Annotated in this window: 22 protein-coding genes; 11 read left to right on the top strand and 11 right to left on the bottom strand. The window is 68.7% G+C overall.

What is annotated here, in order from left to right:
* The 11 genes from ATO4_RS12865 to ATO4_RS12815 form a co-directional block, all read right to left on the bottom strand.
* Positions 1-1,281 (bottom strand): FGGY-family carbohydrate kinase, encoded by a 1,281-nt coding sequence (locus ATO4_RS12865; protein WP_083591927.1) that lies wholly within the window; start codon positions 1,279-1,281, stop codon positions 1-3.
* Positions 1,278-2,435 carry a class II aldolase/adducin family protein gene (locus ATO4_RS12860; protein ID WP_083592000.1) on the bottom strand — a complete coding sequence of 386 codons (1,158 nt, stop codon included), beginning with the start codon at positions 2,433-2,435 and terminating at the stop codon, positions 1,278-1,280. The genes ATO4_RS12865 and ATO4_RS12860 overlap by 4 nt, the downstream gene beginning before the upstream one ends.
* Before the next feature lie 59 nt (positions 2,436-2,494).
* Positions 2,495-4,009, bottom strand: a complete 1,515-nt coding sequence (locus ATO4_RS12855; RefSeq protein WP_083591999.1) for a glycerol-3-phosphate dehydrogenase — start codon at positions 4,007-4,009, stop codon at positions 2,495-2,497.
* A gap of 67 nt (positions 4,010-4,076) precedes the next feature.
* Positions 4,077-5,114: a 2-hydroxyacid dehydrogenase gene (locus ATO4_RS12850; RefSeq protein ID WP_083591926.1), complete on the bottom strand. Its 1,038-nt coding sequence runs from the start codon at positions 5,112-5,114 to the stop codon at positions 4,077-4,079.
* Positions 5,111-6,679 carry an FGGY-family carbohydrate kinase gene (locus ATO4_RS12845; protein ID WP_083591925.1) on the bottom strand — a complete coding sequence of 523 codons (1,569 nt, stop codon included), beginning with the start codon at positions 6,677-6,679 and terminating at the stop codon, positions 5,111-5,113. Before ATO4_RS12845 ends, ATO4_RS12850 begins: the two co-directional genes overlap by 4 nt.
* The gene (locus tag ATO4_RS12840) at positions 6,679-7,821 is read right to left on the bottom strand and encodes an ABC transporter ATP-binding protein (RefSeq protein ID WP_083591924.1); all 1,143 of its coding nucleotides are present in this window, start codon (positions 7,819-7,821) and stop codon (positions 6,679-6,681) included. Before ATO4_RS12840 ends, ATO4_RS12845 begins: the two co-directional genes overlap by 1 nt.
* A 94-nt stretch (positions 7,822-7,915) precedes the next feature.
* Positions 7,916-9,070 carry an ABC transporter ATP-binding protein gene (locus ATO4_RS12835; protein ID WP_083591923.1) on the bottom strand — a complete coding sequence of 385 codons (1,155 nt, stop codon included), beginning with the start codon at positions 9,068-9,070 and terminating at the stop codon, positions 7,916-7,918.
* A gap of 4 nt (positions 9,071-9,074) precedes the next feature.
* Complete coding sequence (locus ATO4_RS12830) at positions 9,075-9,932, bottom strand: carbohydrate ABC transporter permease (RefSeq protein WP_083591922.1); 858 nt, start codon at positions 9,930-9,932, stop codon at positions 9,075-9,077.
* 14 nt (positions 9,933-9,946) lie between these two features.
* Positions 9,947-10,900: a sugar ABC transporter permease gene (locus ATO4_RS12825; protein WP_083591921.1), complete on the bottom strand. Its 954-nt coding sequence runs from the start codon at positions 10,898-10,900 to the stop codon at positions 9,947-9,949.
* A 267-nt stretch (positions 10,901-11,167) separates the two neighbouring features.
* On the bottom strand, positions 11,168-12,610 hold the full coding sequence (locus ATO4_RS12820; RefSeq protein WP_083591920.1) for an extracellular solute-binding protein: 1,443 nt from the start codon (positions 12,608-12,610) through the stop codon (positions 11,168-11,170).
* Between the two features lie 56 nt (positions 12,611-12,666).
* Entirely contained in the window at positions 12,667-13,557 is an 891-nt protein-coding gene (locus ATO4_RS12815) for a sugar-binding domain-containing protein (protein ID WP_083591998.1), read from the bottom strand.
* 99 nt (positions 13,558-13,656) lie between these two features.
* Between ATO4_RS12815 and ATO4_RS27730 the strand changes: the two genes are divergently transcribed.
* The 11 genes from ATO4_RS27730 to ATO4_RS12765 all read left to right on the top strand — a co-directional run bounded on the left by ATO4_RS27730 (position 13,657) and on the right by ATO4_RS12765 (position 25,953).
* Positions 13,657-13,887 (top strand): hypothetical protein, encoded by a 231-nt coding sequence (locus ATO4_RS27730; protein ID WP_176222973.1) that lies wholly within the window; start codon positions 13,657-13,659, stop codon positions 13,885-13,887.
* A 151-nt stretch (positions 13,888-14,038) separates the two neighbouring features.
* Positions 14,039-15,304, top strand: coding sequence for an ABC transporter substrate-binding protein (locus tag ATO4_RS12810; RefSeq protein ID WP_083591919.1), 1,266 nt, complete (start codon positions 14,039-14,041; stop codon positions 15,302-15,304).
* Between the two features lie 186 nt (positions 15,305-15,490).
* Positions 15,491-16,492, top strand: a complete 1,002-nt coding sequence (locus ATO4_RS12805) for a sugar ABC transporter permease (protein ID WP_083591918.1) — start codon at positions 15,491-15,493, stop codon at positions 16,490-16,492.
* Between the two features lies 1 nt (position 16,493).
* On the top strand, positions 16,494-17,321 hold the full coding sequence (locus ATO4_RS12800) for a carbohydrate ABC transporter permease (RefSeq protein WP_083591917.1): 828 nt from the start codon (positions 16,494-16,496) through the stop codon (positions 17,319-17,321).
* A 14-nt stretch (positions 17,322-17,335) separates the two neighbouring features.
* The gene (locus tag ATO4_RS12795) at positions 17,336-17,839 is read left to right on the top strand and encodes an N-acetyltransferase (RefSeq protein WP_083591997.1); all 504 of its coding nucleotides are present in this window, start codon (positions 17,336-17,338) and stop codon (positions 17,837-17,839) included.
* 53 nt (positions 17,840-17,892) lie between these two features.
* Complete coding sequence (locus ATO4_RS12790) at positions 17,893-19,518, top strand: alpha-glucosidase family protein (RefSeq protein WP_139802423.1); 1,626 nt, start codon at positions 17,893-17,895, stop codon at positions 19,516-19,518.
* A gap of 29 nt (positions 19,519-19,547) precedes the next feature.
* Positions 19,548-20,654: a sn-glycerol-3-phosphate ABC transporter ATP-binding protein UgpC gene (ugpC, locus tag ATO4_RS12785; protein ID WP_083591915.1), complete on the top strand. Its 1,107-nt coding sequence runs from the start codon at positions 19,548-19,550 to the stop codon at positions 20,652-20,654.
* A 215-nt stretch (positions 20,655-20,869) separates the two neighbouring features.
* Entirely contained in the window at positions 20,870-21,700 is an 831-nt protein-coding gene (locus ATO4_RS12780) for a TVP38/TMEM64 family protein (RefSeq protein WP_245308728.1), read from the top strand.
* A gap of 44 nt (positions 21,701-21,744) precedes the next feature.
* Entirely contained in the window at positions 21,745-23,169 is a 1,425-nt protein-coding gene (locus tag ATO4_RS12775) for an FAD-dependent oxidoreductase (protein WP_083591913.1), read from the top strand.
* Between the two features lie 186 nt (positions 23,170-23,355).
* Positions 23,356-24,813 carry a HAMP domain-containing sensor histidine kinase gene (locus ATO4_RS12770; RefSeq protein WP_245308727.1) on the top strand — a complete coding sequence of 486 codons (1,458 nt, stop codon included), beginning with the start codon at positions 23,356-23,358 and terminating at the stop codon, positions 24,811-24,813.
* 315 nt (positions 24,814-25,128) lie between these two features.
* Positions 25,129-25,953: a sulfite exporter TauE/SafE family protein gene (locus ATO4_RS12765; protein ID WP_083591995.1), complete on the top strand. Its 825-nt coding sequence runs from the start codon at positions 25,129-25,131 to the stop codon at positions 25,951-25,953.
* Positions 25,954-25,963: the final 10 nt, after the last annotated feature.

Below are 25,963 nucleotides of genomic sequence, written 5' to 3'. Positions count from 1 at the left end.
TCAGCCTGTCGACAGCGCGCGCAGCGCCAGCCGGGCCGTGCCGACGGCGGCCTCGGTGGACAGCGCCGGCAGGAACGGCACACCGAGCGTCCGTTGCCGGATGCGGGTGAAGGCCGGGTTCTGCGCCCCGCCGCCGACGGATCTGACGCTCGAAAGGGCCGGCGCGCCGATCTCCGCCAGCCGGCGATAGCCGAGCGCCTCGACGCTGGCGATGCCTTCGAGCAGCCCCTGCAGGAACCGCGCGTCGTCATCGGGGCGCGGCGACAGGCGCGGGGCCAGCGCCGGATCGTTGACCGGAAACCGCTCGCCGGGCCGGGTCAGCGGGTAATAGTCGAGCCCGGTCGGCGTTTCGGGATCGAGGGACGGCGTCAGTGCCTCGATCCGCGCCGCGTCGAAATGCGCCGCAAGCACCGCGCCGCCGGTGTTGGAGGCGCCGCCGGCGAGCCACATGTCGCCGATGCGGTGGCTGTAGATGCCGTAACGGGGGGCGTTGACCGGCCGGTCGGAGAGCAGTTTCAGCACCAGCGTCGAGCCGAGCGCCGTCACCGCGTCGCCGGGCCGGTCGGCGCCGGTGGCAAGGAACGAGGCGCAGCCGTCCGTTGTGCCGCCGGCAAGGAGGGCCTCGGCGGGAAGACCGAAGCGGGCGGCCGCCAGGCTTCCGAGCGGGCCGACCGGGCGCCCGGGCAGGACCGCCCCGGGCAGTTTCGCCGGGTCCATGCCGGCATCGGCGATCCAGCCGGGCCAGGCTTCGGCGACCGGGTCGTAGCCGGTCTTCAGGGCGTTGTTGGCATCGGAGACGGGTGTCCGACCAGTGATCTGCGCGGCGATCCAGTCGGCCTGATGGACGACGCGGGCAACGCCTGGCTGGCGCGACAGGTGGATCGCCCTTGCGAGCGCCGAATTCGCCCCGCGCGCCGGGCTGTCGCCGGGCGCCGCCGCATCGACGGCCGCGACGATCGCGTCATCCGGGCAGGGCTCGTCATACATCAGCGGCCGGGCCGCAGGAGCGCCGTTCGCGCCGAGGCCGAGCATCGTCCCCGAGGTGCCGTCGACGGCCAGCGCCGCGACGGCGGCAAGGGAGGTCGCGGCGGCGAGCTGGTCGAGGCAGGCGCAGACGGCGTTCCACCAGACGGCCGGATCCGCCCTGTCGCTGCCTTCGCCGTAGCGCTGCGCGGCGGTGGCAATCAGCGTGCCATCGGCGGCGATGGCCGCCACCCGGGCGCCGGAGGTGCCGACGTCGATGCCGATGGCGACGGCGGGTGAGGTCGCGGCCGTGCTCATGGCGCAGATCCGGGCGCGCCGGAACCGCCTGCACCGCCCGCCGGTGGCCGGTCGAGGGACTGGCGGTAGCTTTCCGCCTCCCAGTGGGTGAGGGCGTAGAGCTCCGCCGCGGTGAAGGGCTTCAGCGGCGCGTCCTCGGGAATGCGGGCCGAAACGTCGGCAAGGCAGCCGACCAGCGCCTCGCCGCTGGCGGTAACCGTCTGGCGGACGAGGACGCCGAGACCATCCACCAGCAGCAAAGGCGGCGCGCTGGCGCGGCCGGCACCGGCGCCGGCGACGAAGGCGCGGACCGCCTCGCGGCTGGCCTCGACATGGCCGACCGCCTCGCCGAGGAAGATGACGTGGTCCGGATAGAGGGGGCCGGCGAGGGCGACGCGCCTTGCGGCCGGATCGCGGGCGATGCGGTGGGCGGTGGCGTCCGCCGGCAGGCGGTAGGGCGTTCCCTCGGCCAGCGCCGACAGCTCTGCCAGGTCGGGCTCTGCCCCGGAACCTCCCTGTGCATCTGCTGGGGCATCTCCGGGGGTATCTCGCGGCGGCGTCGCCAGCGCCGCGACCACGGACTCCAGCCGCTCCGCCGCCTCTGCGACGCTCTGCCCGGCGACGACCAGGCCGTGATTCTCCAGGACGATGACGTCGATCGTCGGACCGGCCACCCTGGCGATCTCCCGCGACAGGGGCACGCCCGGCCGGCAATAGGGCACATGGGCGAAGCGCTCCGCCAGTCCGGCCGCCTGCAGCCTCTCACGGATGCGGGCCTCGCCGTCCGTCCGCACGGCGAGCGCGATGGTCTCGACGCAGTGGATGTGGAGCACGACGGCCTGGGGGATCGCCGCGTGGACGCTGGTCTCGATGGATGGGCGCAGCGGGCTATCGGAGAGTTCGGCGGCGACGAAGTCCGTGGCCTTTTCGGCCCGCGGATCGCCGGTGCGCAGCGCCTCCATCAGCGGGGCGATCCTGACGGGCACGAAGATGTCCTTGTCCTCGGCCTCCGACAGCCAGGTGCCGGAGGCCTTCACCCACAGGATGCCGTCATGCTTCAGCGAGGTGTTGCCGCCGGCGGCCTGGGTGCGCCGCCGGTCGCGTCCAAGGGCGGCGGAAAGAGCCTTCAGCGCGCTGAGTTCACCGGAAAAGGCGGAAACGTCGGACGGTGGCATGGTCGTCTCTCCGAACATTGCGGCAGGCTTGCGGGACGCGAAGGGCACGGCCGTGGCGGTCATTGCGCGGCGAGCGACTGGCGCTGGTCGAGATGGTCGCCGACGGCGCGTCGCTCCGCGTCGGTGAGGGCGAGGCCGTGCTTGGTGCGGCGCTCGAGGATGTCCTCGGCGGTCTCGGCCCATTCGGTCGCAACGAGGTAGTCGATCTCGCGGGCATAGAGGAGGCCGCCGAAATGCCGGCCGAGATCGGCAAGGCTCGACGCGCCGCCGATCAGCATCTCGGCCCGGGTGCCGTAGAGCCGGGCGTAGTGGCGGGCGAGCGACCGGGGCAGGAACGGATGGCGGGCGCGAAGATCGGCCTCGAAGCTCTCGAAATCGGCGTTCGCCATGTCGCCGCCGGGCAGCGGGGCATCGGCCGTCCAGTCGCCCGACATCCGCGGGAAGAAGGGGGTGAGCTGGGCGATGCCGCGCTCGGCGAGCTCGCGATAGGTGGTGATCTTGCCGCCGAAAACCGACAAAAGCGGCAGCCTGCCGTCCTCGGCGTCGACGTCGAAGACGTAGTCCCGCGTCACGGCCGAGGGATTTTCGGCGTCGTCCTCGAGCAGCGGCCGGACGCCGGAGAAGGAATGCAGGACGTCGGCCCGCGTCAGCTCCGCCTTGACGTAGCGGTTCACCGCGGCGAGCAGGTAGTCGATCTCGCTCGCGTCGACGGCGACGTCTTTCGCGTCGCCCTCATAGGGAATGTCGGTGGTGCCGATCAGCGTCTTGTCCCCCTGATAGGGATTCATGAAGATCACCCGCTTGTCGGTGTTCTGGAAGAGATAGGCCTGGTTGCCCTCCCAGAATTTCGGCGTGACGATGTGGCTGCCCTTGACCAGCCGCACCTTGCGGGCGGAATTCGCCCGGGTGACGTTGGCGATCACCTGGTCGACCCAGGGACCGGCGGCGTTGACGATTCCCCTTGCCGAGACCGTGAGCGTCTCGCCGCCGTCGCTTCTCAGCTCCGCCCGCCACAGGCCGGCCTCGCGCCGCGCGGAGACGGCTCTCGTGCGGGTGAGGACGGTCGCGCCGCGCTCCTTCGCGTCGAGGGCGTTGAGGACGACGAGCCGGGCGTCGTCGACCCAGCAGTCGGAATATTCGAAGCCCTTGGTGAAGCGGTCCTTGATCGGCGCGCCCTCCGGCGCGGTGCGCAGGTCGAGGGAGCGCGTGCCGGGCAGCCGCTTTCGCCCGCCGAGATGATCGTAGAGGAAGAGGCCGAGCCGGACGAGCCAGGCCGGGCGCTGCTCGGGCGAATGGGGCAGCACGAAGCGCATCGGCCAGATGATGTGGGGCGCGGCCCTGAGCAGCACCTCGCGCTCCGACAGCGCCTCGCGCACCAGCCGGAACTCGTAATATTCCAGATAGCGCAGGCCGCCATGGACGAGCTTGCCGGAGCGCGACGAGGTGCCCTCCGCGAGGTCGTCCTTCTCCGTCAGGACGACCGACAGCCCACGCCCGGCCGCGTCCCGCGCGATGCCGGCGCCGTTGACGCCGCCGCCGATCACCAGGAGGTCGACCGTTCCCAGATCTGCCATGGTTTCGCTTCCATCATGCTCGGCCGGCATTGGACGGCCAGTCCGACATTTCGGTTCAACAGGGGGCTCAACAGGGGTTCACGGGCGGCTCGCCGGCGAGATAGCGGCGCACTTCCTCTGCCGCCTGCTCGGCGGCGAAGGACACCGTCTTCACCGAGGCGCCGGCGATGTGCGGCGTCAGCGTGACGTTGGGCAGCTGCAGCAGCGGCCAGTCCGGCGGCACCGGCTCGACGGCGAAGGTCTCCAGCATCGCGCCGCGCAGGTGGCCCGCCCGCATCGCCTCGGTCAATGCGTCATAGTCGACCAGCGGGCCGCGGGCGGTGTTGACGAAGGTGGCGTCCGGCTTCATCCGGGCGAGGGTCTCGGCGTTGATGATCTTCGTCGTCTCGTCCGTCACCCGGCAATGCAGCGTCACGACGTCGGAGCGCGTCAGAAGATCGTCGAGGCCGACATGCTCGACGCCGGCCTCGCTGTCGCTGCGCGCGAGCTGCACATAGGGATCGGCGACCAGCACCTTGCAGCCGAAGGCCCGCAGGAGCCGCACGACCTTCGTGCCGATGGCGCCGTAGCCGACGACGCCGACAGTCATCTCGGAGAGTTCGCGCCCGGTCCGGTCGGCCCGGTAGAGATCGCCGCGCCAGGTCTGGGCGCGGAGGGAATCGTGGCCGCGGGTGATGTTGCGGGTTTCGGTGATGATCGCGCCGAGGGTGAATTCGGCGACGGCCGAGGCATTGCGCCCCGGTGTGTTGACGACGCGCACCCCCGCCTCGCGCGCCGCCGCCATGTCGATATTGACCGGCCCGCCGCGCGAGACCGCGACGAAGCGCAGCCGCGGCAGGCTCTCGAACATCGCCCGCGACAGGGGGGCGAGATGCGTCACCAGCATCTCGGCCTCGCCGATCCTTTCGATCGTCGCCTCGGCGGAGCCCTGATATTCCTTCAGCCCGTCCATGCCGGCGACCTCGTAGCCGTGCTCCATCGGCTCGTCGGGCCAGGGCAGGGTGTGGAGCGCCATCTCGGGCGGGCTGTCGCAGGCCGCCTCGATCGCGGCACGGAACATCTCCGGCAGCATGAAGTGGTCGCCGATGATCGAGAGTGTGCTCATGTCCGCATTCCGCGCTTGATGGCCGCGAGCCGTTGCCAGGCGGGCCGAAGCATGCCCGACAGATCGCGGTAGAGGTCGAAGGCCGCGTCGTAGGGGGGAACGAGCGCGGCGTCGGGGAGGGTCGGTTCGGAGAGGCGCGGCGTCACCCAGGCCTCGGCCGCCGCCTCGATGTCGGCGAAGTGGCCCTGCTGGACGAGGGCGATCATCACCGCCCCGGCGGCGCCCGCCTCGGCGATCCCGCCGGTGCGTACCGGTACGCCGAGGACGTCGGCGAGGATCTGGCGCATCGCCTTCGAGCGCGCCGCCCCGCCGGTGAGCCGCACCTCGGCGGGAACCTTGCCGGTCGCCTCAAAGCAGTGCCGCGCGGCAAAGCCGAGCCCTTCGAGGACGCTGCGCATCATGTCGGGGAAGCCGGCGCCGGCGGAAAGCCCGGTGAAGCCGGCGCGGGCGAACGGGTCCATGAACGGGCCGCGCTCGCCGGCCTCGGAAATGTGGGGGTGATAGATCGCCGAGAGAGGCTTTGCCGCCAGCACCCGCTCGTCGAGGCCGGCGACGAGATCCCGGCGCTCGCGCGCAACGCCCCCGTCGCGCAGGATGCCGCAGGCGAGATCGAGCATCCAGTCGATGTTCAGCGTCGCCGCCATGTTGGACTGGATCTGGGCATAGGCGTTCTCTCCCGGCAGGAGCATGACGTAGCCGCTGCCGTCGGCGTTGAGATGGACGTCGTCGGCGCCGCCCACATGGCGCATGTGCATGCCGGTCGAGCCGAGGATCGAGCAGCCGGCCTCGCCCTCCCGCGAGATCAGGCCGCCGCCGACGGCGGTGCAGACGACGTCGACATAGCCGAGGACGACGGGGGTGCCGGCGAGAAGGCCGGTGGCGGCGGCGGCGTCCGCTCTCAGGCGATGGCTCTGCCGGCGGCCGTCGACGATCGGCGGCAGCAGCCGGCGGCAGTGCTCGAGACCGAGCCCCGCGATCACCTCGTCGCTGTAGGCGCGGCCGCGAAAATCGCCGAAGGTGAAGGTCGCTTCGCTGGGGTCGACGGCCCGCTCCCCCGTCAGCTTGAAATAGAGCCAGTCCTTGCAGTGAAAGGCGGTTGTTGCCCGCTCCAGCCATTCGGGCGTGTGCCGGCTCATGTGCAGGAGATGGACGCTCTGCTGGCAGGCATTGATGCCGGTGCCGGTGGTCTCGTACTGTCGGCGGTAGGACGCGTGCCGGGTCAGTTCGGTGGCGATGTCGCCGGCGCGAGCGTCGAGCCAGAGCCAGGCGGGCGTCACCGGCTCGCCGTCCCGGTCCGCCAGCCAGGTGCCGTCCCCCTGGCCGGTGACCGCGACGCCAAGCACGCTCGCCGCCCCGCCGGGGAGCTTGTCCACCAGGGCGCGGAGCGTTGCGGCGGTGTCGGCGAAGGTGCGTGCCATGTCCTGCACCACGCCGCCATTCGGCAGCGCTTCGTAGAGGTTCGGCCGCGACGCCTCGGCGAGCTGCCGGCCATCGAGGTCGAAGGCGACCGACTTGATCACCGAGGTGCCGGCATCGATGCCGATCAGGACGCTGCCGCCGGCCATCAGGCCTCTCCCGCCAGATGGCGGCCATGGGCGAGGGCCGGCCCGTCCTCGGCGAAGACATGCAGCTTCTCGGGCGGCACGCTCACCGACAGGGTCTCGCCGCTGGATCCCGCGAAGCGCCCGTCCAGCGTCGCGACGATGACACCGTCGCCGAAGGCCGATTCCAGGTGGCTCTGATCGCCGATCCACTGGTTGGAGACGATCTTCGCCGTTGCGCCGCCGCGACCGTTCGCCGGAGAGACCGCGACGTCGGCCGGACGCACGCCGACGACGACTGAGGACTGCCGGGCGAGGAGGCCGACGACGGCGTCCTGCATCCTGGCCGCATCGTAGCCGAAGAGTTCCCTCCCGCCGGCCCGCAGCGACACCCGGCCGTCGGCAATCTGCGGCTGGACGCGGTAGACGTTCATCGGCGGCTCGCCGATGAACGTGCCGACGAAGAGGTTGGCGGGCCGTTCCTTCAGCTCGGCGGGCGAGGCGAACTGCTGCAGCACGCCGCCTTCCATCACCGCGATCCGGTCCGCCAGCGCGTTCGCCTCGGTCTGGTCGTGGGTGACGAGGATGGCGGTGAGCCCGTGCTCGCGCAGGTAGCGTTTCAGCCGCCCGCGCAGGACGGCGCGCAGCTGCGGCTCGAGCTGGCCCATCGGCTCGTCGAGGAGATAGAGCTCGGCCTTCCTCACCAGCGCCCGGCCGAGGCTGGCGCGCTGCTGCTGGCCGGCCGAGACGGTGGCGGGATAGCGGTCGAGATGCTTCGTCAGCTCGAGGAGCTTGGCGATCTCCTCGACGCGCCGGTTCGTCTCCGCGGTCGCCAGCCGTTCCGACTTCAGCGCGAAGGCGATGTTCTGGCGCAGCGTCAGCGGCGGGTAGAGCGAATAGCCCTCGAAGGCCATGGCGACGCCGCGCTTCGCCGGCGGGAGCGTGTGGATCTCGCGGCCGCCGATGGCGATGGAGCCCTTCGTGACCTCCTCGAAGCCGGCGATCATCCGCAGCGTCGAGGTCTTGCCGCAGCCGGACGAGCCGAGCAGCGCGACGATTTCCCCCGGCGCGATCTCGATCGAGAAGTCGCGCACCGCATAGATCGGGTTCTTGGCCTTGGCGGCGTAGATCTTGTTGACGTTCTTGAGGACGACGGAGGCGGTCATCGGCTGGGCCTCCTGGGTGTGGATGGCGGTCGATCGTGTGTGGTCTGCGCGGGGCGCGACGGGCGCGACGGATGAAGGATGAGCGATGCCGCCATCATGCTGATACCCGTCCTGCCCGGCGATCCCGCCCGACCGGCGCTGCGGCGATGACAGCAACCTCACCCTCCGGCGCGATGCGCCGCCGGCTGGCCTTGTCGAAGAGGATGATGTCCTGCGGCGCCGCGGTGACGTTGACGCGGGCGCCTTCGCCGGCGGTCTCGCCGCCGAAGTCGCGGGAGGTGTAGAATTCGTCGCCCTCGTCGGTCACCAGCAGCCGCACCAGCCGGTCGTTGAGCGGCAGCAGGGCGGCGACGCGGGCGGGGATCGCGCCGGCCGTGCCGGCCTCCGCGGGGGCGACGTTCTCCGGGCGGATGCCGAGGGTGACAGTCGTCCCGGCGACGCCGTCATGGCCGGGCGGCAGCGCCAGCCGGGCCGAGCCGACGGCGGCGACGCTGCCGCCGCCCGCCATCTCGACCCGGGCGTCGAAGAGATTGATCACCGGATCACCGAACAGCTCGGCGACGGCGATGGTTTCGGGAGTCAGGTAGATTTCCTCGGGCGTTCCGACCTGGATGAAGCGCCCGTCCATCAGGACGGCGATCCTGTCGCCCAGCGCCATCGCCTCGCGGTAGTCCTGCGTCACGTAGAGAACGGTCGAGCCGAAGCCGGCGAGCAGCCGGGGCAGCTCCAGCCGCATCTCGAAGCGCAGCTTGGCGTCGACGTTCCGGAGCGGATCGTCGAGGAGGAGGATCTTCGGCGCGCCGACGAGGGCGCGGGCGAGCGCGGTGCGCTGCTTCTGGCCGTTGGAGAGCGCCCGGGGCGCCTGGCCGAGGACGTGGTCGATCTTCAGCAGCCTGGCGATCTTGTGAACCCCGTCGGACAGGACCTGGCCCTTGTCCCGCCGGGCATGCAGCGGCGCCGCGATGTTCTCGAAGGCCGACATGTGGGGGAACAGCGCGAAATTCTGGAACGCCATGCCGACCGAGCGGTCTTCCGGCGCGACGTCGATCAGATCCTCGCCGTCCATCAGGATGTCGCCCTCCTCCGGCTCGGCCATGCCGGCGATGAGCCTGAGGAGCACCGTCTTGCCGGCACCGGAGGGGCCGAAGATCGCCACCGTCTCGCCGTCGGCGACCGCGAGATCGATCCCGTCGAGAACGGTCTCCTTGCCGTAGCGCTTGGTGACGTTGCGAAGGTCCAGCGTCGTCATCGGCTCACCCTTTCACGGCGCCGAGGGAGAGGCCCTCGACGAGATAGCGCTGGGCGAACAGGGCGAGGGCGAGCGTCGGCGCGATCGAGATGACGACGGCGGCGGCGATCTGGCCGTACTGGATGCCCGACGCCGTGACGAAGGCGAGGGCGCCGACGGTCACCGGCTGCTTGTCGGCGGAGGCCAGCACCAGCGCGAAGACGAAGTTGTTCCAGGCGAAGATGAAGGACAGAAGCGCCGCCGCCGCGATGCCGGGACGGGCCAGCGGGATCGAGATCCTGAAGAACATTTTCGCCCAGGAGTGACCGGCGATCCGGTAGGCGTGCTCGATGTCCGGGCTGATGTCCTCGAAATAGCCGCGCACGATCCACAGGATCAGCGGCAGGGTGATCAGCTGATACACCCAGATCAGCCCGAGATAGGTGTTGGCGAGGCCGATCTGCTGGAAATAGATTGTCAGCGGCAACAGGACGAGCAGCGGCGGGGCGAACTTGAAGGACAGAAGCGTGAAGGCGATGTCCTCGGAAAAGCGGAACTTGTAGCGCGCAAACGCATAGGCCGCCGGCACCGCGAGGACGAGGGACAAAGCGACGGAGGCCGTCGACAGGATGAAGGAGTTGAAGAGGTTCTGCATGAAGGCGAGCTTCAACACGCCGCTGGCGGTCTTCAGTTCGCCGGTGATTAGCGCGACATAGTTGTCGAGCGTCGGGGTGAAGAACAGGCTCGGCGGGATCCTGAGGATGTCCGCATTGGTCTGGAAGCTCATCAGGAGAATCCAGAAGATCGGGAAGAGGAAGAAGACCAGCGCCAGCGTGATCAGGACGCCGCGCAGAAGCCGCTCGCCGGTGGAGATGTGCTGCATCGTCTCGTCCTCCCCTATTCGGCCGCGACGCCCTGCGCACGCTCGCGCAGCCGCAGCCAGTTCTTCACGAAGACGTTGGACAGGAAGTAGGTGATCGCCCAGAGCACCATGAGGAGGGCGGCCGAGCGCCCGACATTGGTGAACTGGAAGAATTGCAGGTAGCTCTCGACCTGGAAGACGGTCAGCGTGTTGCCGGGCCCGCCCTGCGTCATCGCATAGACGATGTCGAACTGCTGGATCGACTCCAGCATGCGGAACAGCGACGCCGTCAGGATGTAGGGCATCAGCATCGGCAGGGTGATGCGGAAGAACACGAAGGTCTTCGGCACCCCGTCGAGCGCCGCCGCCTCGAAGGGCTGCTTGGGCAGCGAGCGCAGCCCGGCGAGCAGCAGCACCATGATGAAGGGCGTGTAGACCCAGACGTCGACGAGCACGACGGTGAACAGCGCCGTCGAGGGATCGGAGGCCCAGCGGAAATCGGTGAAGCCGACGAGCCCGACGAGATAGCTGAGGACGCCGAAATTCGGGTTGGTCATCAGCTTCCACATCAGGGCGGCGAGGGCCGGCGCGACCATCAGCGGCAGCAGCAGCAGCATGGCGGCGAGATTATTGAAGCGGGTGGAGCGCTGCAGCAGGATGGCGATGCCGAGGCCGAGCACCAGCTCGATGACGACGGTGAGCACGGTGTAGAGCAGCGACACCTGCACCGTGTACCAGAACCGCCCGTCGGTCAGGAAATTCAGGTAGTTGTCGAGCCCGACGAAGCCCTTGAGCTGCGGCAGCGACAGCCGGTAGCGCAGCATCGAATAGTAGATCGCCGTGAAGAACGGGATGACGATCCACACCGTCACCAGGAGCGCCGGCAGGCTCAGGAGATAGGGCAGCCAGCGCTGGCGCCGGCGGCGGCGCCTCGCGGGCGTTGCGGCCTTCGTCGCGGTCGCGGCTGCTGGGTGGTCGAGGGCGGACATTGCGGGCCTGTCATTCGCCTTGATCGGATGTCGTGGAGCGCGGGATCGACGTGTCGGGGAGCGGTCACCGGTTGCCAGCCATCGGGCACCGGTGGCGGCGTTGCCGCGCCGGTCTCCGCGGGCGCTCGGTGAAGCGTCCGCGGAGGTCTCGGGAGGTCGCCTCGCAGCGTCGGACGGGGTGGTGCCCGCCGCGGCGCTGCAAGCCTTTTGCCGGGCGCACCGCGATGGCGAGGACAGGAGCCGGTCCCCGCGGCGATGCGTCGGCGATTACTGCAGGCCGGCCTGGCTCATCTGGTCGTCGATCGAGGCGACGAGCTGGTCGAGTCCCTCGTCGACCGGCACCTCGCCGGCGACCATGCGCTGGAGCATCGCCGCCCAGGCGGTGGTCACGTCGAAGAACAGGGGCTGCGGCGTGAAGTAGATCTTGGCGCCGGGAGCCGAGGCCTCGAACTGCTTCAGGTAGCCCTCGTTCTGCTCCATCCGCTTCTTGAAGTCCTCGTCGTCCCAGATCGACTGGCGGACCGGGTTGACCATGTCCATCTCCACCGCGCCGAAGCGATCGTGCTCCTTGGAGGTCGCCCACTGGAGGAAGTACCAGGTGGCGTCCTTCTTGCCCGAGAAGTTCGACATTGCGAGGGACCAGATCCAGACGTTGGGCGTCGGCTGCTCGGCGTCGGGATTGGCGGCAAAGGCGTGGAAGCCGATGTTGCCCTTCTCCTTGGTGTCGCCGTTGTTCTGGAAGTAGCCGAGGATGTCGGCGTCGAAGATCATGCCCGAGGCGCCGGCGCCGAGATCGTTGCCGACCTGGTACCATGTGTAGGTCGACCAGTTCTTCGGACCGGAGTCCTGGATCATCTTCACCCAGTCGGTGGTGAAGGTCTTGGCCTCGGCGGAATTCATCGCCGCCTTCAGCATGCCGCCGTCGACGTTGAAGTCCTTGGCGCCGAAGTTGGCGTAGCCCGACAGGAAGCCCGGATGGATCGTCGCCCAGGAGCGCGAGCCACGCACGCCGACGCCGTAGAGGCCGTCGCCGTCCTTGGAGATCTTCGCGGCCGTCTCCATCAGCTCGGCGAGGTCCTTGGGCGGGGTCAGCTTCATCTCATCGAAGATGCGGCGGTTGTAGCTGATCGAGTTCAGCTCGAAGGCCCAGGGCAGGGCCCACTGCTTGGCACCCTCGCCGCCGAGTGCCTCGCCGGGAACGCCCGACCAGGACGTCGAGGCGCGCAGGTTCGGCAGCACGTCGTCCCAGTCCCAGGTGCCGGCGGTCTTGGCCTCGTCCTGGATGTACTCGTTGAGATCGACCAGCCAGCCGGCGGGCCCGTAGGTCCAGGTCTGGTAGGCGCCGGTCATCAGCGCGTCGTATTCGCTCGAGCCGGAGGACAGCGCCGCCGTCACCTTGTCGAAATACACGTCCTCCGGGAAGACGTCGTAGGTGACGTCCATGCCGGTCAGCTCCTTGAACGCCTCGATGTCGGCGATCATCGCGTCGGCATAGGGATGCTTGTTGAGGAGGAGCTTCAGGGTCGTGCCCTGGTGCGCCTTCCAGTCGAAGCCGGAATCCTGGGCGAGGGAGCGGTTCATGGCCTGGCCCATCAGCCCGGTCATTGCCGCCGCGCCGAGGCCCAGCTGCCCGGCCCGGCGCATGAATTCGCGCCGGCCGATCTGTCGACGCGCAAGCGCGTCGATCAGGTCTCGTTCCTTGTCGTACATGCCTGTTTCCTCCCAGTTTTGGCCGGATAGTCTCCTCCACACCGGCCGGTTGACACCTATCCCTCGGGCGCCTCCCCAAGCACCTTGCGGGCCGTCGCCTCGTCGATGACGAGGCCGTTCAGGACGCCGCTGCGCAGCAGCGACAGCGTCGGACGGATCTTCTCCGTGCCGCCGGCGAGCGCCACCACGCTGGCCCGGCGAAGATGTTCGAGGCCGGGCGACAGCGCCCTGGCGCTGAAGCTCTCGGCCGTCGGCTCGCCGGAGAGCCGGAAATAGTGGCCGAGAAGCTCGCCCTCGGCGCCGCTTTCGCGCAGGAGGCTCATCTCCTCCTCGCCGATCATGTGGTTGGCGAGGAGCGAGGCATCGGCCGAGACGCTGCCGATGCCGGCAAAGACCAGGGTGGCGGAACAGGCGAGGTCGAAGACCTCGCCGATGCCCGACTGGGCGATCAGCACCGCCTTGTCCTCGACCGAGTTGGCAAACAGCGGCAGCGGGATCTGGTAGGCCTCGGCGCGGGTCTTCTCGGCGAGCCGGTGGATCACGTCGAAGGGGTTGGTGGCAAAGCGTCGGTTGAAGCCGCCCAGCACCGAAACGAACTGGGTTGCGCCGGCCTCGACCTGGGGCATCCGGCCGACGGCGGCGGCGAGCGTTCGGCCATGGCCGATGCCGATCAGCCGGTGTTCGCCGCGCTCGATCTCGTTCTTCAGGAAGGTCGCGCCGGCAAGGCCGAGGGCAATCAGCGGCATGCCCGGTTCGTCGAGATCCGGTGCGACGCGGCAGAAGGACAGGTCGAAACGCTTGGCCAGATCGTCCTCGAGCCGGACGCATTCGGCGACCTCGCCCTCGACGAAGACGCGGATCAGCCCGTCACGCGTCGCCCGGGCGATCAGCCGGTGGGCCTTGGTGTTGGCGACGCCCAGCCGCTTGGCGATCTGCCCCTGGGTCATGCCGCCGGAGAAGTACAGCCACGCCGCCCGGGCCGAGAGGCTGGCCTCGTCGGTGTCGTTGCGGACCTCGGCAGCCTCTGCCTTCACCCCGGCCTCCCCATGGCGCGCATTGCTGCGCTGCGAATTATTTTTCTGTTGGTGCAAAAAATTCCACTCCTCGGACTGGCTGTCAAGTCTCTTCGTCGTTCGGGGCGCGGTTTCATCACGGCGGCCGATCACCCGGCCGCGCACGGAACATGCCGCAGGTCGGCCAGCGACGGCGCGCTGCAACCCTGGCGAGCCGCCGGGAAGCAGCCCGGCGGGTCGTTCGCCGTCATGACTTTCTCGTGACAACTTGCCTTTCCGCATCGCGCAGCTAGCCTTCCTTCATGACGGGATGGGCTGGGCGGCAACGCCCGGGGCAGGTGAGGAGGCCCCGATGCCCGGACGGTTACGGCGGGCCGATCGTGCCGCGTCGACGACGAACAAGGGAGGAAGGTGGATGACACTCCGCAAGATGACCGTCGCCCTGGCGGCAGGTGTGCTGCTCTGTGCCGGTGGCGCAAGGGCCGAGGAACTGGCGCTGGTGGCGGGCTCGATCGGCAAGGACATCTCCGAACTGCGCATGCAGCTCGACGCGTTCGAGAAGGAGAGCGGCCACACCGTCAAGATCGTCGAGATGCCGGCGTCGACGACCGACCAGTTCGGCCAGTATCGCCTGTGGCTGTCGGCCGGCAACGAGGACGTCGACGTCTATCGCACCGACGTGATCTGGGCGCCGCAGCTCGCCGCCAGCTTCGTCGACCTCGCCGAGGCGATGAAGGACGAGATCCCCAAGCACAACCCGTCGATCATCCAGTCCCAGATGGTGGACGACAAGCTGGTCGCCTTCCCGATGTATACGGACGCGCCGGCGCTCTACTATCGCAGCGACCTCCTGGAGAAATACGGCAAGGAGCCGCCGAAGACCTGGAGCGAACTGACCGAGATCGCCCAGGAGATCCAGGACAAGGAGCGCGAGGCGGGCAATACGCAGATGAACGGCTTCGTCTTCCAGGGTGCGCCCTATGAGGGGCTCACCTGCGACGGCCTCGAATGGGTGGCCTCGAACGGCGGCGGCCAGATCGTCGAGCCGGACGGCGAGATCACCATCAACAACGAGAAGGCCGCCGCAGCCATCGAGATGGCCAAGGGCTGGGTCGGCACGATCGCGCCGCAGGGCGTCCTGTCCTACAAGGAAGAGGAGGCCCGCGGCGTCTGGCAGACCGGCAACGCCGTCTTCATGCGCAACTGGCCCTATGCATACGCCCTGTCGGCCGGCGAGGATTCCGCGGTGAAGGGCAAGTTCGACGTGGTGCCGCTGCCGGCCGGCGAGGGCGGCAAGTCGGCCGCCTGTCTCGGCGGCTGGAATCTCGCCGTGTCGAAATACTCCCAGCATCAGGACGCGGCCATCGCTCTCGTCAAGTTCCTCGGGTCCGAGGCGGCCCAGAAGGAGCGGGCGATCAACTCGTCCCGTCTGCCGACCATCCCCACGCTCTACGACGATCCGGAGATCGCCGAGGCGCAGCCGATCGTCGCCGAATGGGGCGAGGTGGTCGAGAACGCCGTGCCGCGGCCGTCGGCGCCGACGCAGCGGCAGTACAACGAGGTCTCCAAGGAGTTCTGGACCGCCGTCAACGAGACCCTGTCCGGGCGCGGAACGGCCGCCGACAATCTCGACCAGCTGGAAAAGCGGCTGCGTCGCCTGAAGCGCAGCGCCTGGGAGTGATCCCCGCCTGAGGCGAACCGGACGCCGCAGGGCGTCCGCAAGCATCGCCGTCGCGGGGGCCGCGATGGCATCCGCGTCGGCGACGTCAGGGCGCCGGGCCGACGCTGGAACGACGGGACCGCGAGGAAGGAGACCGGCCGACCGGCCGGGCCTTGCGGACCCTCTGGTGCCCGGTGGGAGGAGACGATGGCAAACGTTCAGGCTGGCGTTCCGCCGACCGACAAGGCGCTCGATGTCGAGCGCAAGGGCGCGCGGGCGCGCTCGGACCTCTCGCGCCAGCGCCTCCGATCGGCGTGGCTGTTCCTGACGCCGATGCTCCTGGTGCTCGCCCTCGTCGCCGGCTGGCCGCTCCTGAAGACCATCTGGTTCTCCCTGACCAATGCCAGCCTCGCCGATCTCGAGGGGGCCGAATTCGTCGGCCTGCGCAACTATTGGGAGTATGTCGACTACGGCGACGGGGAGGGCGAGTATTTCGGCCTTTTGTTCGACCCGCAGTGGTGGAACGCGGTCTACAACACGGTCTATTATTCGGTGATCTCGGTCGCCATCGAGACCGTGCTCGGCCTCGTCTTCGCCCTCGTCCTCAACGCCGAATTCAAGGGCCGCGGCTTCGTGCGGGCCGCCGTGCTGATCCCGTGGGCGATCCCGACCATCGTCTCGGCCAAGATGTGGGCCTGGATGATGAACGACCAGTTCGGCATCCTCAACGACATGCTGATGACGGTCGGCATCCTGTCCGCGCCGATCGCCTGGACCGCCGATCCGGACACCGCCATGTGGGCGGTGATCATCGTCGACGTGTGGAAGACGACGCCGTTCATGGCGCTCTTGATCCTCGCCGGCCTGCAGATGGTGCCCGGCGACGTCTATGAGGCGGCGAAGATCGACGGCATCCATCCGGTCAAGGTGTTCTGGAAGGTGACGCTGCCGCTGATCCGGCCGGCGATCCTCGTCGCGGTGATCTTCCGGGCCCTCGACGCGCTCAGGGTCTTCGACCTGATCTACGTATTGACGCCGAACAACACCCAGACGAAATCGATGTCGGTCTTCGCCCAGGAGAACCTCTTCCAGTTCGACAAGTTCGCCTATGGCTCGGCGGCCTCGACGCTCTTGTTCCTGGTGATCGCCTTCATCACCCTGTTCTACATCAAGGTCGCCCGGCTCGATCTCGGCGGCAGGGGGAGTTGAGATGCCTTACGTCGTCAAGCGCACCGGCTTCTACGCCCTCGTCGTCCTCATCGTCCTGTTCTCGATCTTCCCGTTCTACTACGCCATCCTCACCAGCCTGAAGTCCGGCACGGCGCTGTTCCAGGTGAACTACCTGCCCGTCGACTTCTCGCTGGCGAACTACGAGGGCGTCCTCACCAACGGCGTCTTCCCGACCAACATCCTCAATTCGGTGATCGTCGCCGTGGTGGTGGTGGCAATCTCGCTGTTCCTGGCGGTGACGGCGGCCTACGCCCTGTCGCGCATCAACTTCGCCGGGCGCGGGCTGCTTCTCCTCACCATCCTCGCCGTGTCGATGTTCCCGCAGATCGCGGTGCTCGCCGGCCTGTTCGAGATGGTCCGCTGGGCCGGCGTCTACAACACGCTGTTCTCGCTGATCTTCGCCTATATGATCTTCACCCTGCCCTTCACGGTCTGGGTGCTGACCACCTTCATGCGCGACCTGCCGATCGAGATCGAGGAGGCGGCGATCGTCGACGGCGCCTCGCCCTTCACCATCGTCATGCGGGTGTTCCTGCCGCTGATGTGGCCGGCGCTGGTGACGACCGGGCTCCTCGCCTTCATCGCCGCCTGGAACGAGTTCCTCTTCGCGCTGACCTTCGTCTCCAACAACTCGACGCGCACGGTCCCCGTCGCCATCGCGCTGCTCTCCGGAGCGTCCGAGCAGGAAATCCCCTGGGGCACGATCATGGCGGCCTCGGTGATCGTCACGGTTCCCCTGATCGTCCTCGTCCTCATCTTCCAGCGCAAGATCATTTCCGGCCTCACCGCCGGCGGCGTGAAGGGGTGAGGATGGCGACGCAGTTGAGCATTCGGCCGGAACAACCGGGCGATATCGGGGCGATCCGCGCGCTGACCGACGCGGCGTTCCGCAACGTCGAACACAGCGATCAGAGCGAGGCGGCGATCGTCGACGGGCTGCGGGAGGCGGGGGCAATGACGCTCTCGCTCGTCGCCGTCGGTCCCGAGGATGCGATCCTCGGCCACGTCGTCTTCTCGCCAGTGTCGATCGAAAGCGGCGAGGCCGGCTGGTACGGTCTCGGGCCCGTATCGGTTTGGCCGCATTGCCAGCGCCGGGGCGTCGGCACGGCCCTCATCGCCGAGGGCTTGCGCCGGCTGGAGGAGCGCGGTGCAAGCGGCTGCGTCCTTCTCGGCGACCCGGCCTTCTACGCCCGCTTCGGCTTTGCCAGCGATCCGGCGCTCACCTATCGCGGCCTGCCGGTACAGTATGTCCAGCGGCTGGTCATGGTGCCGCCCGCGCCAATGGGCGAGATCGCCTATCACCCGGCCTTCGAGGCTGCAGCCTGATGGAGAGAGGCTTGGACGACACAGCCGCAATCGCCGCTGACGCTCAAACTGCCATGACGCCGGAGGTCGACTGGTGGCGCGGCTGCGTCCTCTACCAGATCTATCCGCGCTCGTTCCAGGATTCGAGCGGCGACGGCATCGGCGATCTCGCCGGCATCACCCGCCGCCTCGCCCATGTCGCCTCGCTCGGCGTCGATGCGATCTGGATCTCGCCCTTCATGACCTCGCCGATGAAGGATTTCGGCTACGACATCTCCAACTACCGGGACGTCGACCCGATTTTCGGGACCCTCGGCGATTTCGACGCCCTCGTCGCCGAGGCCCACCGGCTGGGGCTGAAGGTCGTCATCGATCAGGTGCTCTCCCACACCTCCAGCCTCCACCCCTGGTTCATCGAGAGCCGCTCCAGCCGCGATTATCCCAGGGCCGACTGGTATGTCTGGGCCGACCCCAAGCCCGACGGCACGCCGCCGAACAACTGGCTGTCGGTCTTCGGCGGCACGTCCTGGGAATGGGATTCCCGGCGGCGGCAATACTACCTCCACAATTTCCTCGCCTCGCAGCCGGACCTGAACTTCCACAACGAGGCGGTGCGCAGCGCGCTGCTCGACGATGTCCGCTTCTGGCTCGATCGCGGCGTCGACGGCTTTCGGCTCGACACGGCGAATTTCTACTTCCACGACGCGACGCTGGCCGACAATCCGCCGCTCGATGCGGGGCTGCAGTCCGAGGTGATGGCCTCGCGCAACCAGCCCTACAATTTCCAGGACCATGTCCACGACAAGAACCGGCCGGAGGTGCTGGTCTTCTTCGCCGAGCTGCGCGCGCTCCTCGACGAATACGGCGCGATGGCCGTCGGCGAGGTCGGCGAGCGGATCCGCGGCGTGGAACTGATGGCCGAATACACCACCGGCCGGGACCGGCTGCAGATGTGCTACGCCTTCGACTTCCTCTCCGGCAACATGCCGGAGCCGCAGGCGATCCGGGCGGTCGTCGAGCGCTTCGAGGCGGCCGGGCCCGAGGGCTGGGCCTGCTGGGCGTTTTCGAACCACGACGTCGAGCGCCACGCCACGCGATGGACCGCCGGCGGCCGCGACGCCGAGCGCGCCCTGCGGCTGGCCGCCGGCATTCTCCTCACCTTGCGCGGCTCGGTCTGCCTCTATCAGGGCGAGGAACTCGGCCTGACGGAGGCGGACGTCGCCTATGAGGATCTGGTCGATCCCTACGGCATCAACTTCTGGCCGGAGGTGAAGGGCCGCGACGGCTGCCGCACGCCGATGGCCTGGGAGGCGGCGAGCCCCCATGCCGGCTTCACGTCGGGCCGACCCTGGCTGCCGGTGCCGCCGGAACATGCGGCGCGCGCCGTCGATGCGATGGAGGCCGATCAAGGGTCGCTGCTGCACTTCTATCGCCGGCTGATCGGTTTCCGGCGCGAGCATCCGGTGCTCGCCACGGGAGCGATCGCCTTTCTCGATGCGCCGGACGGCGTCCTCGTCTTCACGCGCAAGGGCGGAGGCGAGACGCTTCTCTGCGTCTTCAATCTCACGGACCGTCCGGCGGCCTACCGCCTGCCGGACGGCTTGGAGCCGCGCGGCCTCGATGGCCATGGCTTTGCCGGCCACGTCGCGGCGGGGACGGTGCATCTCGGCGACCACGACGGTTTCATCGGCGCGCTCTGAGCGGGCGCTCACGAATTTGGGAGGATCGGATGGCCAATCTCAAGCTTGCCAAAGTGAAGAAGGCCTATGGTTCGGTCGAAGTGCTGCATGGCATCGACCTCGACATCAGGGCCGGGGAGTTCGTCGTTTTCGTCGGCCCCTCCGGCTGCGGCAAGTCCACGCTGCTCCGGGTCATCGCCGGGCTCGAGGACATCACCGGCGGCACGCTGGAGATCGGCGGCCGGGTGGTGAATTCCCTCACCCCCAAGCAGCGCGGCATCGCCATGGTGTTCCAGTCCTATGCGCTCTATCCGCACATGACGGTCTACGACAACATGGCCTTCGGCCTAACCCTGGAGAAGGGCAGGCCGAAGTCCGAGATCGACGCAAAGGTCCGGGAGGCGGCCCGGATCCTGCAGATCGAGCCCTATCTCGACCGGCTGCCCAAGGCGCTCTCCGGCGGCCAGCGCCAGCGCGTCGCCATCGGCCGGGCGATCACCCGCGACCCGCAGGTGTTCCTGTTCGACGAGCCCCTGTCCAATCTCGACGCGGCGCTCCGCGTCCAGACCCGCATCGAGATCGCCCGCCTGCACGAGAGAATGGAGGGCACGACGATGATCTACGTCACCCACGACCAGGTGGAGGCGATGACACTGGCCGACCGGATCGTCGTCCTCAACAAGGGCCATGTCGAGCAGGTCGGCGCGCCGATGGAGCTCTACAATTCGCCGGACAATCTCTTCGTCGCGAAATTCCTCGGCTCGCCTTCGATGAACATCCTGCCGGCGAGGATCGAGAGCGCCGGTGCGACGACCCGCGTCGTTCCGGAGGGCGGCTCGACCGTCGACCTGCCCATCGCGACCGTTGGAACGGCGGGCGGCGCCGCCCATCTTGGCATCCGGCCCGAGGACCTGTCGCTCACCGACGAGGCGAACCCGCCCTTCGGGGGGACGGTGGTGCTGACGGAGTCCCTCGGCGAGGTGACCCTCGTCTATGTCGACATCGGCCGGACGGACGAGCCTTTCGTCGCCAAGCTTCCCGGCGAGGTGTCGATCGCGCGCGGCACGAAGATCGGCCTCACGGCGAGGCCGCAATCCATGCGCCTCTTCGACGAGGCCGGCCAGGCAGTGCGCCCGCGCTCACGCCGCGCGGCGTGAGCGCGGGCTTCGGGCTCGCCGGTCACGGCATGGGGCCGGCGGTGTTGACGCAAGCGTGTTCGCCGGTCGAGGCCGCCCCCCGGTAACATCGCCATGAAATCCTGCGAAAGTGGCTCGGTACACGTCGCCTTGCCTCCGGGCCGCTTACGGGCGATGTCCTGCCATATTGCCGGGCTGCGCCGTCGCCCGTTCGCCAGCCGGAGACGAGACCGACCATGCCGAGCGCAAGGCCGAAGCCGGACGATCCGGCAGCAGCAACCATGGCCGACGGCGGCGGAACGGCCGCGGCGTCGAAGCGGGCAGGGGAGACCGCAAGGGACGGTCCGTCCGTCTCGGGGACGCGCTTCGTCCGCTATCTGCCGATCCTGGTTCTGGTCGCGGCGCTGGCGCTCGCCTATGCCTTCGGCCTGCACCGCTCCATTTCGCTGGACGCCTTTCTGGAGAGTCGCGACGTCCTGAAGGACTGGGTGAACGCCAATCTCGTCCTCGCCGGTCTCGGCTTCGTCCTCGTCTATGCCGCTCTCGTCGCGGTGTCGTTTCCCGCCGCCTCCATCGTCACGGTGGCGTCGGGCTTCCTGTTCGGCTGGCTGCTCGGCGGAACGCTGACGGTGATCGGCGCGACGACCGGGGCGACGATCCTGTTCCTCGCCGCGCGCACCGCCTTCGGCGACGTCCTCAGGCGCAAGTCGGGCAGCGCGATCGCCAGGTTCGCGGAGGGCTTTCGCGACGATGCCTTCGCCTATCTGTTGCTGCTCCGGCTGACGCCGATCCTGCCCTTCTTCGTCGTCAACGTCGCCCCGGCCTTCTTCGAGGTCTCCCTGCGCACCTATGTCGTCACCACCTTTCTCGGCATCATCCCGGGCTCGATGGTCTACGCCTTTCTCGGCTCCGGGCTCGACCAGGCGCTGGTCAATGTCGGCGAGGGGGAGGTCTCGCTCAGTGATCTCGTCACCCCGCAGATGACGATCGCCCTTGTCGGCCTCGCCGCGCTCGCCATTCTCGGGGTCGTCCTGAAGAAGACGGTGCTGCGCAAGCGCCCGGCCTGACGCGGCGTCGTCGCGATGGCGACAATCATGAAGGAGGAGCGGCGATGGCGCCCATTCTGAAGCCGGATCTCTGCGTGATCGGTGGCGGGTCCGGCGGCCTGACGACGGCCGCCGCCGCCGCGGCCTTCGGCGTCGAGGTCGTGCTGATCGAACGCGGCAAGATGGGCGGCGATTGCCTGAACTATGGCTGCGTGCCGTCCAAGGCCCTGATCGCGGCCGCCAAGCACGCTTATGCCATCGAGGAGGCGAAGCGCTTCGGCGTCTTCGCGGAGGCGCCGCGGATCGATTTTTCCGCGGTGAAGGATCATGTCGCCGGCGTCGTCGCGGCGATCGCGCCGAACGATTCCGTCGAGCGCTTCGAGGGCCTCGGCGTGACGGTGATCGAGGCCGATGCCGTCTTCGTCGACGAGAAGACCGTCTCGGCCGGCGGCCGGATCATCCAGGCCCGGCGCTACGTGGTGGCGACGGGCTCCTCGCCCTTCGTGCCGCCGATCGAGGGTCTGGCGCAGACGCCCTACTTCACCAACGAGACGATCTTCGACCTGCGCGAGCGCCCCGACCATCTCGTCATCATCGGCGGCGGCCCGATCGGCATGGAGATGGCGCAGGCCCACCAGAGGCTGGGCTCGAAGGTCACGGTGCTCGAAGCAGGGTCGCTGCTCGGCAGGGACGATCCCGAACTCGCCGCCGTCGTCATCGAGCGGCTGCGGGCGGAGGGCGTCGTCCTGCGCGATCATGCGAAGGTCGTCGGCGTGGCGAAGGGCGAGGCCGGCCCCTCGATCACCATCGAGACCGACAAGGGCCGCGAGACGATCGCCGCCAGCCATCTTCTCGTCGCCGTCGGCCGGGCGCCGAACGTTCAGGGCCTCGGCCTCGAGGCGGCAGGGGTCGAGTACGGCCCCAAGGGCATCAAGGTCGGCGCCGATCTCCGGTCCACCAATCGGCGGATCTATGCCGTCGGCGACATCGCCGGCGGGCCGCAATTCACCCATGTCGCCAACTACCAGGCCGGGCTGGTGCTGCGGCCGATCCTGTTCCGGCTGCCGGTTCGCGAGCGGCGCGACCATTTGCCGCATGTCACCTTCACCGATCCCGAACTCGGCCAGGTCGGCCCCACCGAGGCCGAGGCGAAGGCCGCCGGTCTTCTCACGCAGGTGCTGCGCTGGCCCTATGGCGAGAACGACCGGGCCCAGGCGGAGCGGCGCACCAGCGGCCTCATCAAGCTGGTCCTCGGCCGCAACGGCCGCATCGTCGGCGCCGGGGTGGCCGGCATGTCGGCGGGCGAGATCACCAACATGCTGTCGCTCGCCGTCGGCAAGAAGCTGACGGTCGCCGACCTGCGCGATTTCGTCTCTCCCTATCCGACGCTTTCCGAAATTGGAAAACGCGCCGCAACGGTCTACTATCGCCCCTATACGCAGAAGCCTTGGGTGCGCCGCGTCGTCGGCATGCTGGCCAGGTTCGGCTGAGGGCTGATCGCGGCGACAAGGGAAGACGGGTTTCGGCGGGGGGCCGGAGCCCGGAGTGCTCGTCCACCGCAACAGGATGCGGTGCGGCCTGCATCTCGAGTACCGCCCGAGGGCGGCTGATGGAGAGCGGGGACATTCTTGGGCGATCCCGGGAGATCGGTTGAAGGCGGGCCGGAGGAGCATCCGGTGCCGAAGCGGCGGCGGCGGCTGTCGACGCGGATCCTGGTGATCACGGCGGTCGCGGTCATGCTCGCCGAAGTGCTGATCTTCGTGCCGTCGGTGTCGAAGTTCCGCTACGACTGGCTGACCGCCAAGATCGAAACCGTGGCGGTCGCCGGTCTCGCCTCGGAGGAGATCGACGCCGGGCCGGAATCGGTGCTCGGGCCGAACCAGGAGTCGGCCCTGCTGCAGTCCCTCGACGCACAGCTCATCGCCATCAACGACAACGACGCCTCGCGGCTTCTCGCCCGGGCCGAGACGGTCGGCGTCCCGGATGTGCAGATCAACCTGTCCGAGCAGACGATGGTGGCGATGATCCTCGGCGCCTTCGACACGCTGGTCTTCGGCGGCGACAGGGTCATGCGGGTGCAGGGCGAGGTCGGCGCCGGGCCGGTGCGGGCCGAGGTGGTGATGGCGGAACGGCCGCTGCACCGGGCGATGCTGGTCTATTCGCGCAACGTCTTCCTGTTGTCGCTGTCGATCGCGCTGTTCGCGGCGGTTCTCGTCTACACCGCGATCAGCCGCTATCTGGTGCGCCCGATCCTCGGCATGACCCATGCGATGATCCGCTTCGGCGCCAACCCGACCGATCCGGAACGGATCATCGTGCCGAGCCGGCGCGACGACGAGATCGGCGTCGCCGAGGTCGAGCTCGCCGCCATGCAGCGGCGGCTGACCGAGACCCTGCGCGAGCAGCGCCATCTCGCCGATCTCGGCCTCGCCGTCTCGAAGATCAACCACGACCTGCGCAACATCCTGGCCTCCAGCCAGATGATCTCCGACCGCCTCGCCGCGGTCGAGGATCCGACGGTGCAGCGCTTCGCGCCGCTGCTTTTGCGCAGCCTCGACCGGGCGCTGCACTACACCCAGTCGGTGCTGGCCTATGGCCGGGCCGTCGAGCGGGAGCCGGTGCGCCGCGAGGTGCGGCTGCGGCTGCTGGTCGACGACGTCTATGAGAGCCTGATCGTCGATCCGGACTGGCGGATCGAACTGGTCAATGCCGTGCCGAGCGATCTCCTCGCCATGGTCGATCCGGACCAGTTCCACCGGGTGATCCTCAATCTCTGCCGCAATGCGGTCGAGGCGCTGGCGGGCATTGCCGACGATCCGTCCGTGGTGGTGCGCCAGCTGCGCGTCGGCGGCGACCTCGTGGAGCCGGGGCCGGGCGGCTGGGGCGGCCTCCTGATCTTCGTCGAGGACACCGGGCCGGGCATGCCCGAGGTCGCGCGGGAAAACCTCTTCAAGGCCTTTCGCGGCTCGGCCCGGTCCGGCGGCACCGGCCTCGGCCTGCCGATCGCCGCGGAAATCGTCGAGGCCCATGGCGGCGCCATCAGGCTGTCCACCCAGGACCAGCCCGGAACGCGCTTCGAGATCAGCCTGCCGGGACGGGCGGCGCGGCGCGAACCCGTCGCGGCGCGGGCATGACACGCAGTCCGGCGCATCCATCAGGACGTCGAAAGGCGCGTTCGCTCGCGCCGCGCCGGCGTCAGACACCATCCGACCGGATCGATACAGCGACGCATGCACTGCCGGGCGCCGCCCGGATCGTCCTGATCGTCCGGCCGTTGCCATGGCAGACTGCCGAAACTCCGTGCATGTCGCCGATGCCATGCGCTAGACCGTGATCCCGAAGAGTGCGAAACGGTTTCGGGAAGCGACGATGAACAGACGAAACGAGCCGGCGAAAGGCCGGGCCGCCCCGGTGGCGAGCCGTTGCAGACGCCGGTCCAGAAGCCGGCAATGACCATCCTCGACGGCGTCAGCCTCGTTCCCCTCGTCCTGACCCTGCTCGCCGCCGCGGCCGCGGCCGGCTTCCTTGCCGGGCTGTTCGGCATCGGCGGCGGCGCGATCTTCGTGCCCGTCCTCTACCAGACCTTCGAGACCCTGGGCGTCAGCCACGCCGTCTCGATGCATCTGGCGGTGGGCTCGTCGATCGCCATCATCGTGCCGACCTCACTCCGCTCCCTGCGCTCGCATCTGAAACGCGGCGCCGTCGACACGACGCTGCTGCGGCAGTGGCTCCTCGCCATCCCACTCGGTGCGGTCGCAGGGGCGTTCCTGGCATCGATCGCGAGCTCGGAGGAGCTGCGGGCGATCTTCGCCGTCCTCGCCTTCCTCTTCGGCGCCAAGATGCTGGCCGGACGATTCGAGTTCCGACTCGGGCAGGATCTGCCGGGCCGCGTCGGGCGCTCCGTCGCCGGCTTCGTCATCGGCCTGTTGTCGGCGCTGATGGGCATCGGCGGCGGGGTCCTCAACAACACCTTCATGACGCTCTACGGCCGGCCGATCCATCAGGCGGTGGCGACGAGCGCGGGGGTCGGCGCCCTCATCGCGGTTCCCGGCCTTCTCGCCTATGTCGTCGGCGGATGGGGCGAGGCGGAGCTGCCGGCCTTCAGCCTCGGCTTCGTCAATCTCTTCGCCCTCGCCGTCGTCGCACCGGCCTCGATCCTTGCCGTGCCGCTGGGAGCCACGCTCGCCCACCGGCTGTCGCGCCGCCAGCTGGAACTTTGCTTCGGCAGCTTCCTGCTGATCGTCGCCGCCCGCTTCGCCTGGAGCCTGATCTGACGTCCCCGAG

Origin of the sequence: Aurantimonas sp. 22II-16-19i (assembly GCF_002088275.1) — a bacterium.
GTDB lineage: Bacteria > Pseudomonadota > Alphaproteobacteria > Rhizobiales > Rhizobiaceae > Jiella.
The sequence above is the reverse complement of the archived record's forward strand: the minus strand, read 5'-3'. Positions and strand labels throughout refer to the sequence as shown.

Coding starts and splice junctions, on each gene's coding strand:
- ATO4_RS12865 (WP_083591927.1), bottom strand. CDS start 1,281: ATGAGCACGGCCGCGACCTCACCCGCCGTCGCCATCGGCATCGACGTC.
- ATO4_RS12860 (WP_083592000.1), bottom strand. CDS start 2,435: ATGCCACCGTCCGACGTTTCCGCCTTTTCCGGTGAACTCAGCGCGCTG.
- ATO4_RS12855 (WP_083591999.1), bottom strand. CDS start 4,009: ATGGCAGATCTGGGAACGGTCGACCTCCTGGTGATCGGCGGCGGCGTC.
- ATO4_RS12850 (WP_083591926.1), bottom strand. CDS start 5,114: ATGAGCACACTCTCGATCATCGGCGACCACTTCATGCTGCCGGAGATG.
- ATO4_RS12845 (WP_083591925.1), bottom strand. CDS start 6,679: ATGGCCGGCGGCAGCGTCCTGATCGGCATCGATGCCGGCACCTCGGTG.
- ATO4_RS12840 (WP_083591924.1), bottom strand. CDS start 7,821: ATGACCGCCTCCGTCGTCCTCAAGAACGTCAACAAGATCTACGCCGCC.
- ATO4_RS12835 (WP_083591923.1), bottom strand. CDS start 9,070: ATGACGACGCTGGACCTTCGCAACGTCACCAAGCGCTACGGCAAGGAG.
- ATO4_RS12830 (WP_083591922.1), bottom strand. CDS start 9,932: ATGCAGCACATCTCCACCGGCGAGCGGCTTCTGCGCGGCGTCCTGATC.
- ATO4_RS12825 (WP_083591921.1), bottom strand. CDS start 10,900: ATGTCCGCCCTCGACCACCCAGCAGCCGCGACCGCGACGAAGGCCGCA.
- ATO4_RS12820 (WP_083591920.1), bottom strand. CDS start 12,610: ATGTACGACAAGGAACGAGACCTGATCGACGCGCTTGCGCGTCGACAG.
- ATO4_RS12815 (WP_083591998.1), bottom strand. CDS start 13,557: ATGACCCAGGGGCAGATCGCCAAGCGGCTGGGCGTCGCCAACACCAAG.
- ATO4_RS27730 (WP_176222973.1), top strand. CDS start 13,657: ATGGCGCGCATTGCTGCGCTGCGAATTATTTTTCTGTTGGTGCAAAAA.
- ATO4_RS12810 (WP_083591919.1), top strand. CDS start 14,039: ATGACACTCCGCAAGATGACCGTCGCCCTGGCGGCAGGTGTGCTGCTC.
- ATO4_RS12805 (WP_083591918.1), top strand. CDS start 15,491: ATGGCAAACGTTCAGGCTGGCGTTCCGCCGACCGACAAGGCGCTCGAT.
- ATO4_RS12800 (WP_083591917.1), top strand. CDS start 16,494: ATGCCTTACGTCGTCAAGCGCACCGGCTTCTACGCCCTCGTCGTCCTC.
- ATO4_RS12790 (WP_139802423.1), top strand. CDS start 17,893: ATGACGCCGGAGGTCGACTGGTGGCGCGGCTGCGTCCTCTACCAGATC.
- ugpC (WP_083591915.1), top strand. CDS start 19,548: ATGGCCAATCTCAAGCTTGCCAAAGTGAAGAAGGCCTATGGTTCGGTC.
- ATO4_RS12780 (WP_245308728.1), top strand. CDS start 20,870: ATGCCGAGCGCAAGGCCGAAGCCGGACGATCCGGCAGCAGCAACCATG.
- ATO4_RS12775 (WP_083591913.1), top strand. CDS start 21,745: ATGGCGCCCATTCTGAAGCCGGATCTCTGCGTGATCGGTGGCGGGTCC.
- ATO4_RS12765 (WP_083591995.1), top strand. CDS start 25,129: ATGACCATCCTCGACGGCGTCAGCCTCGTTCCCCTCGTCCTGACCCTG.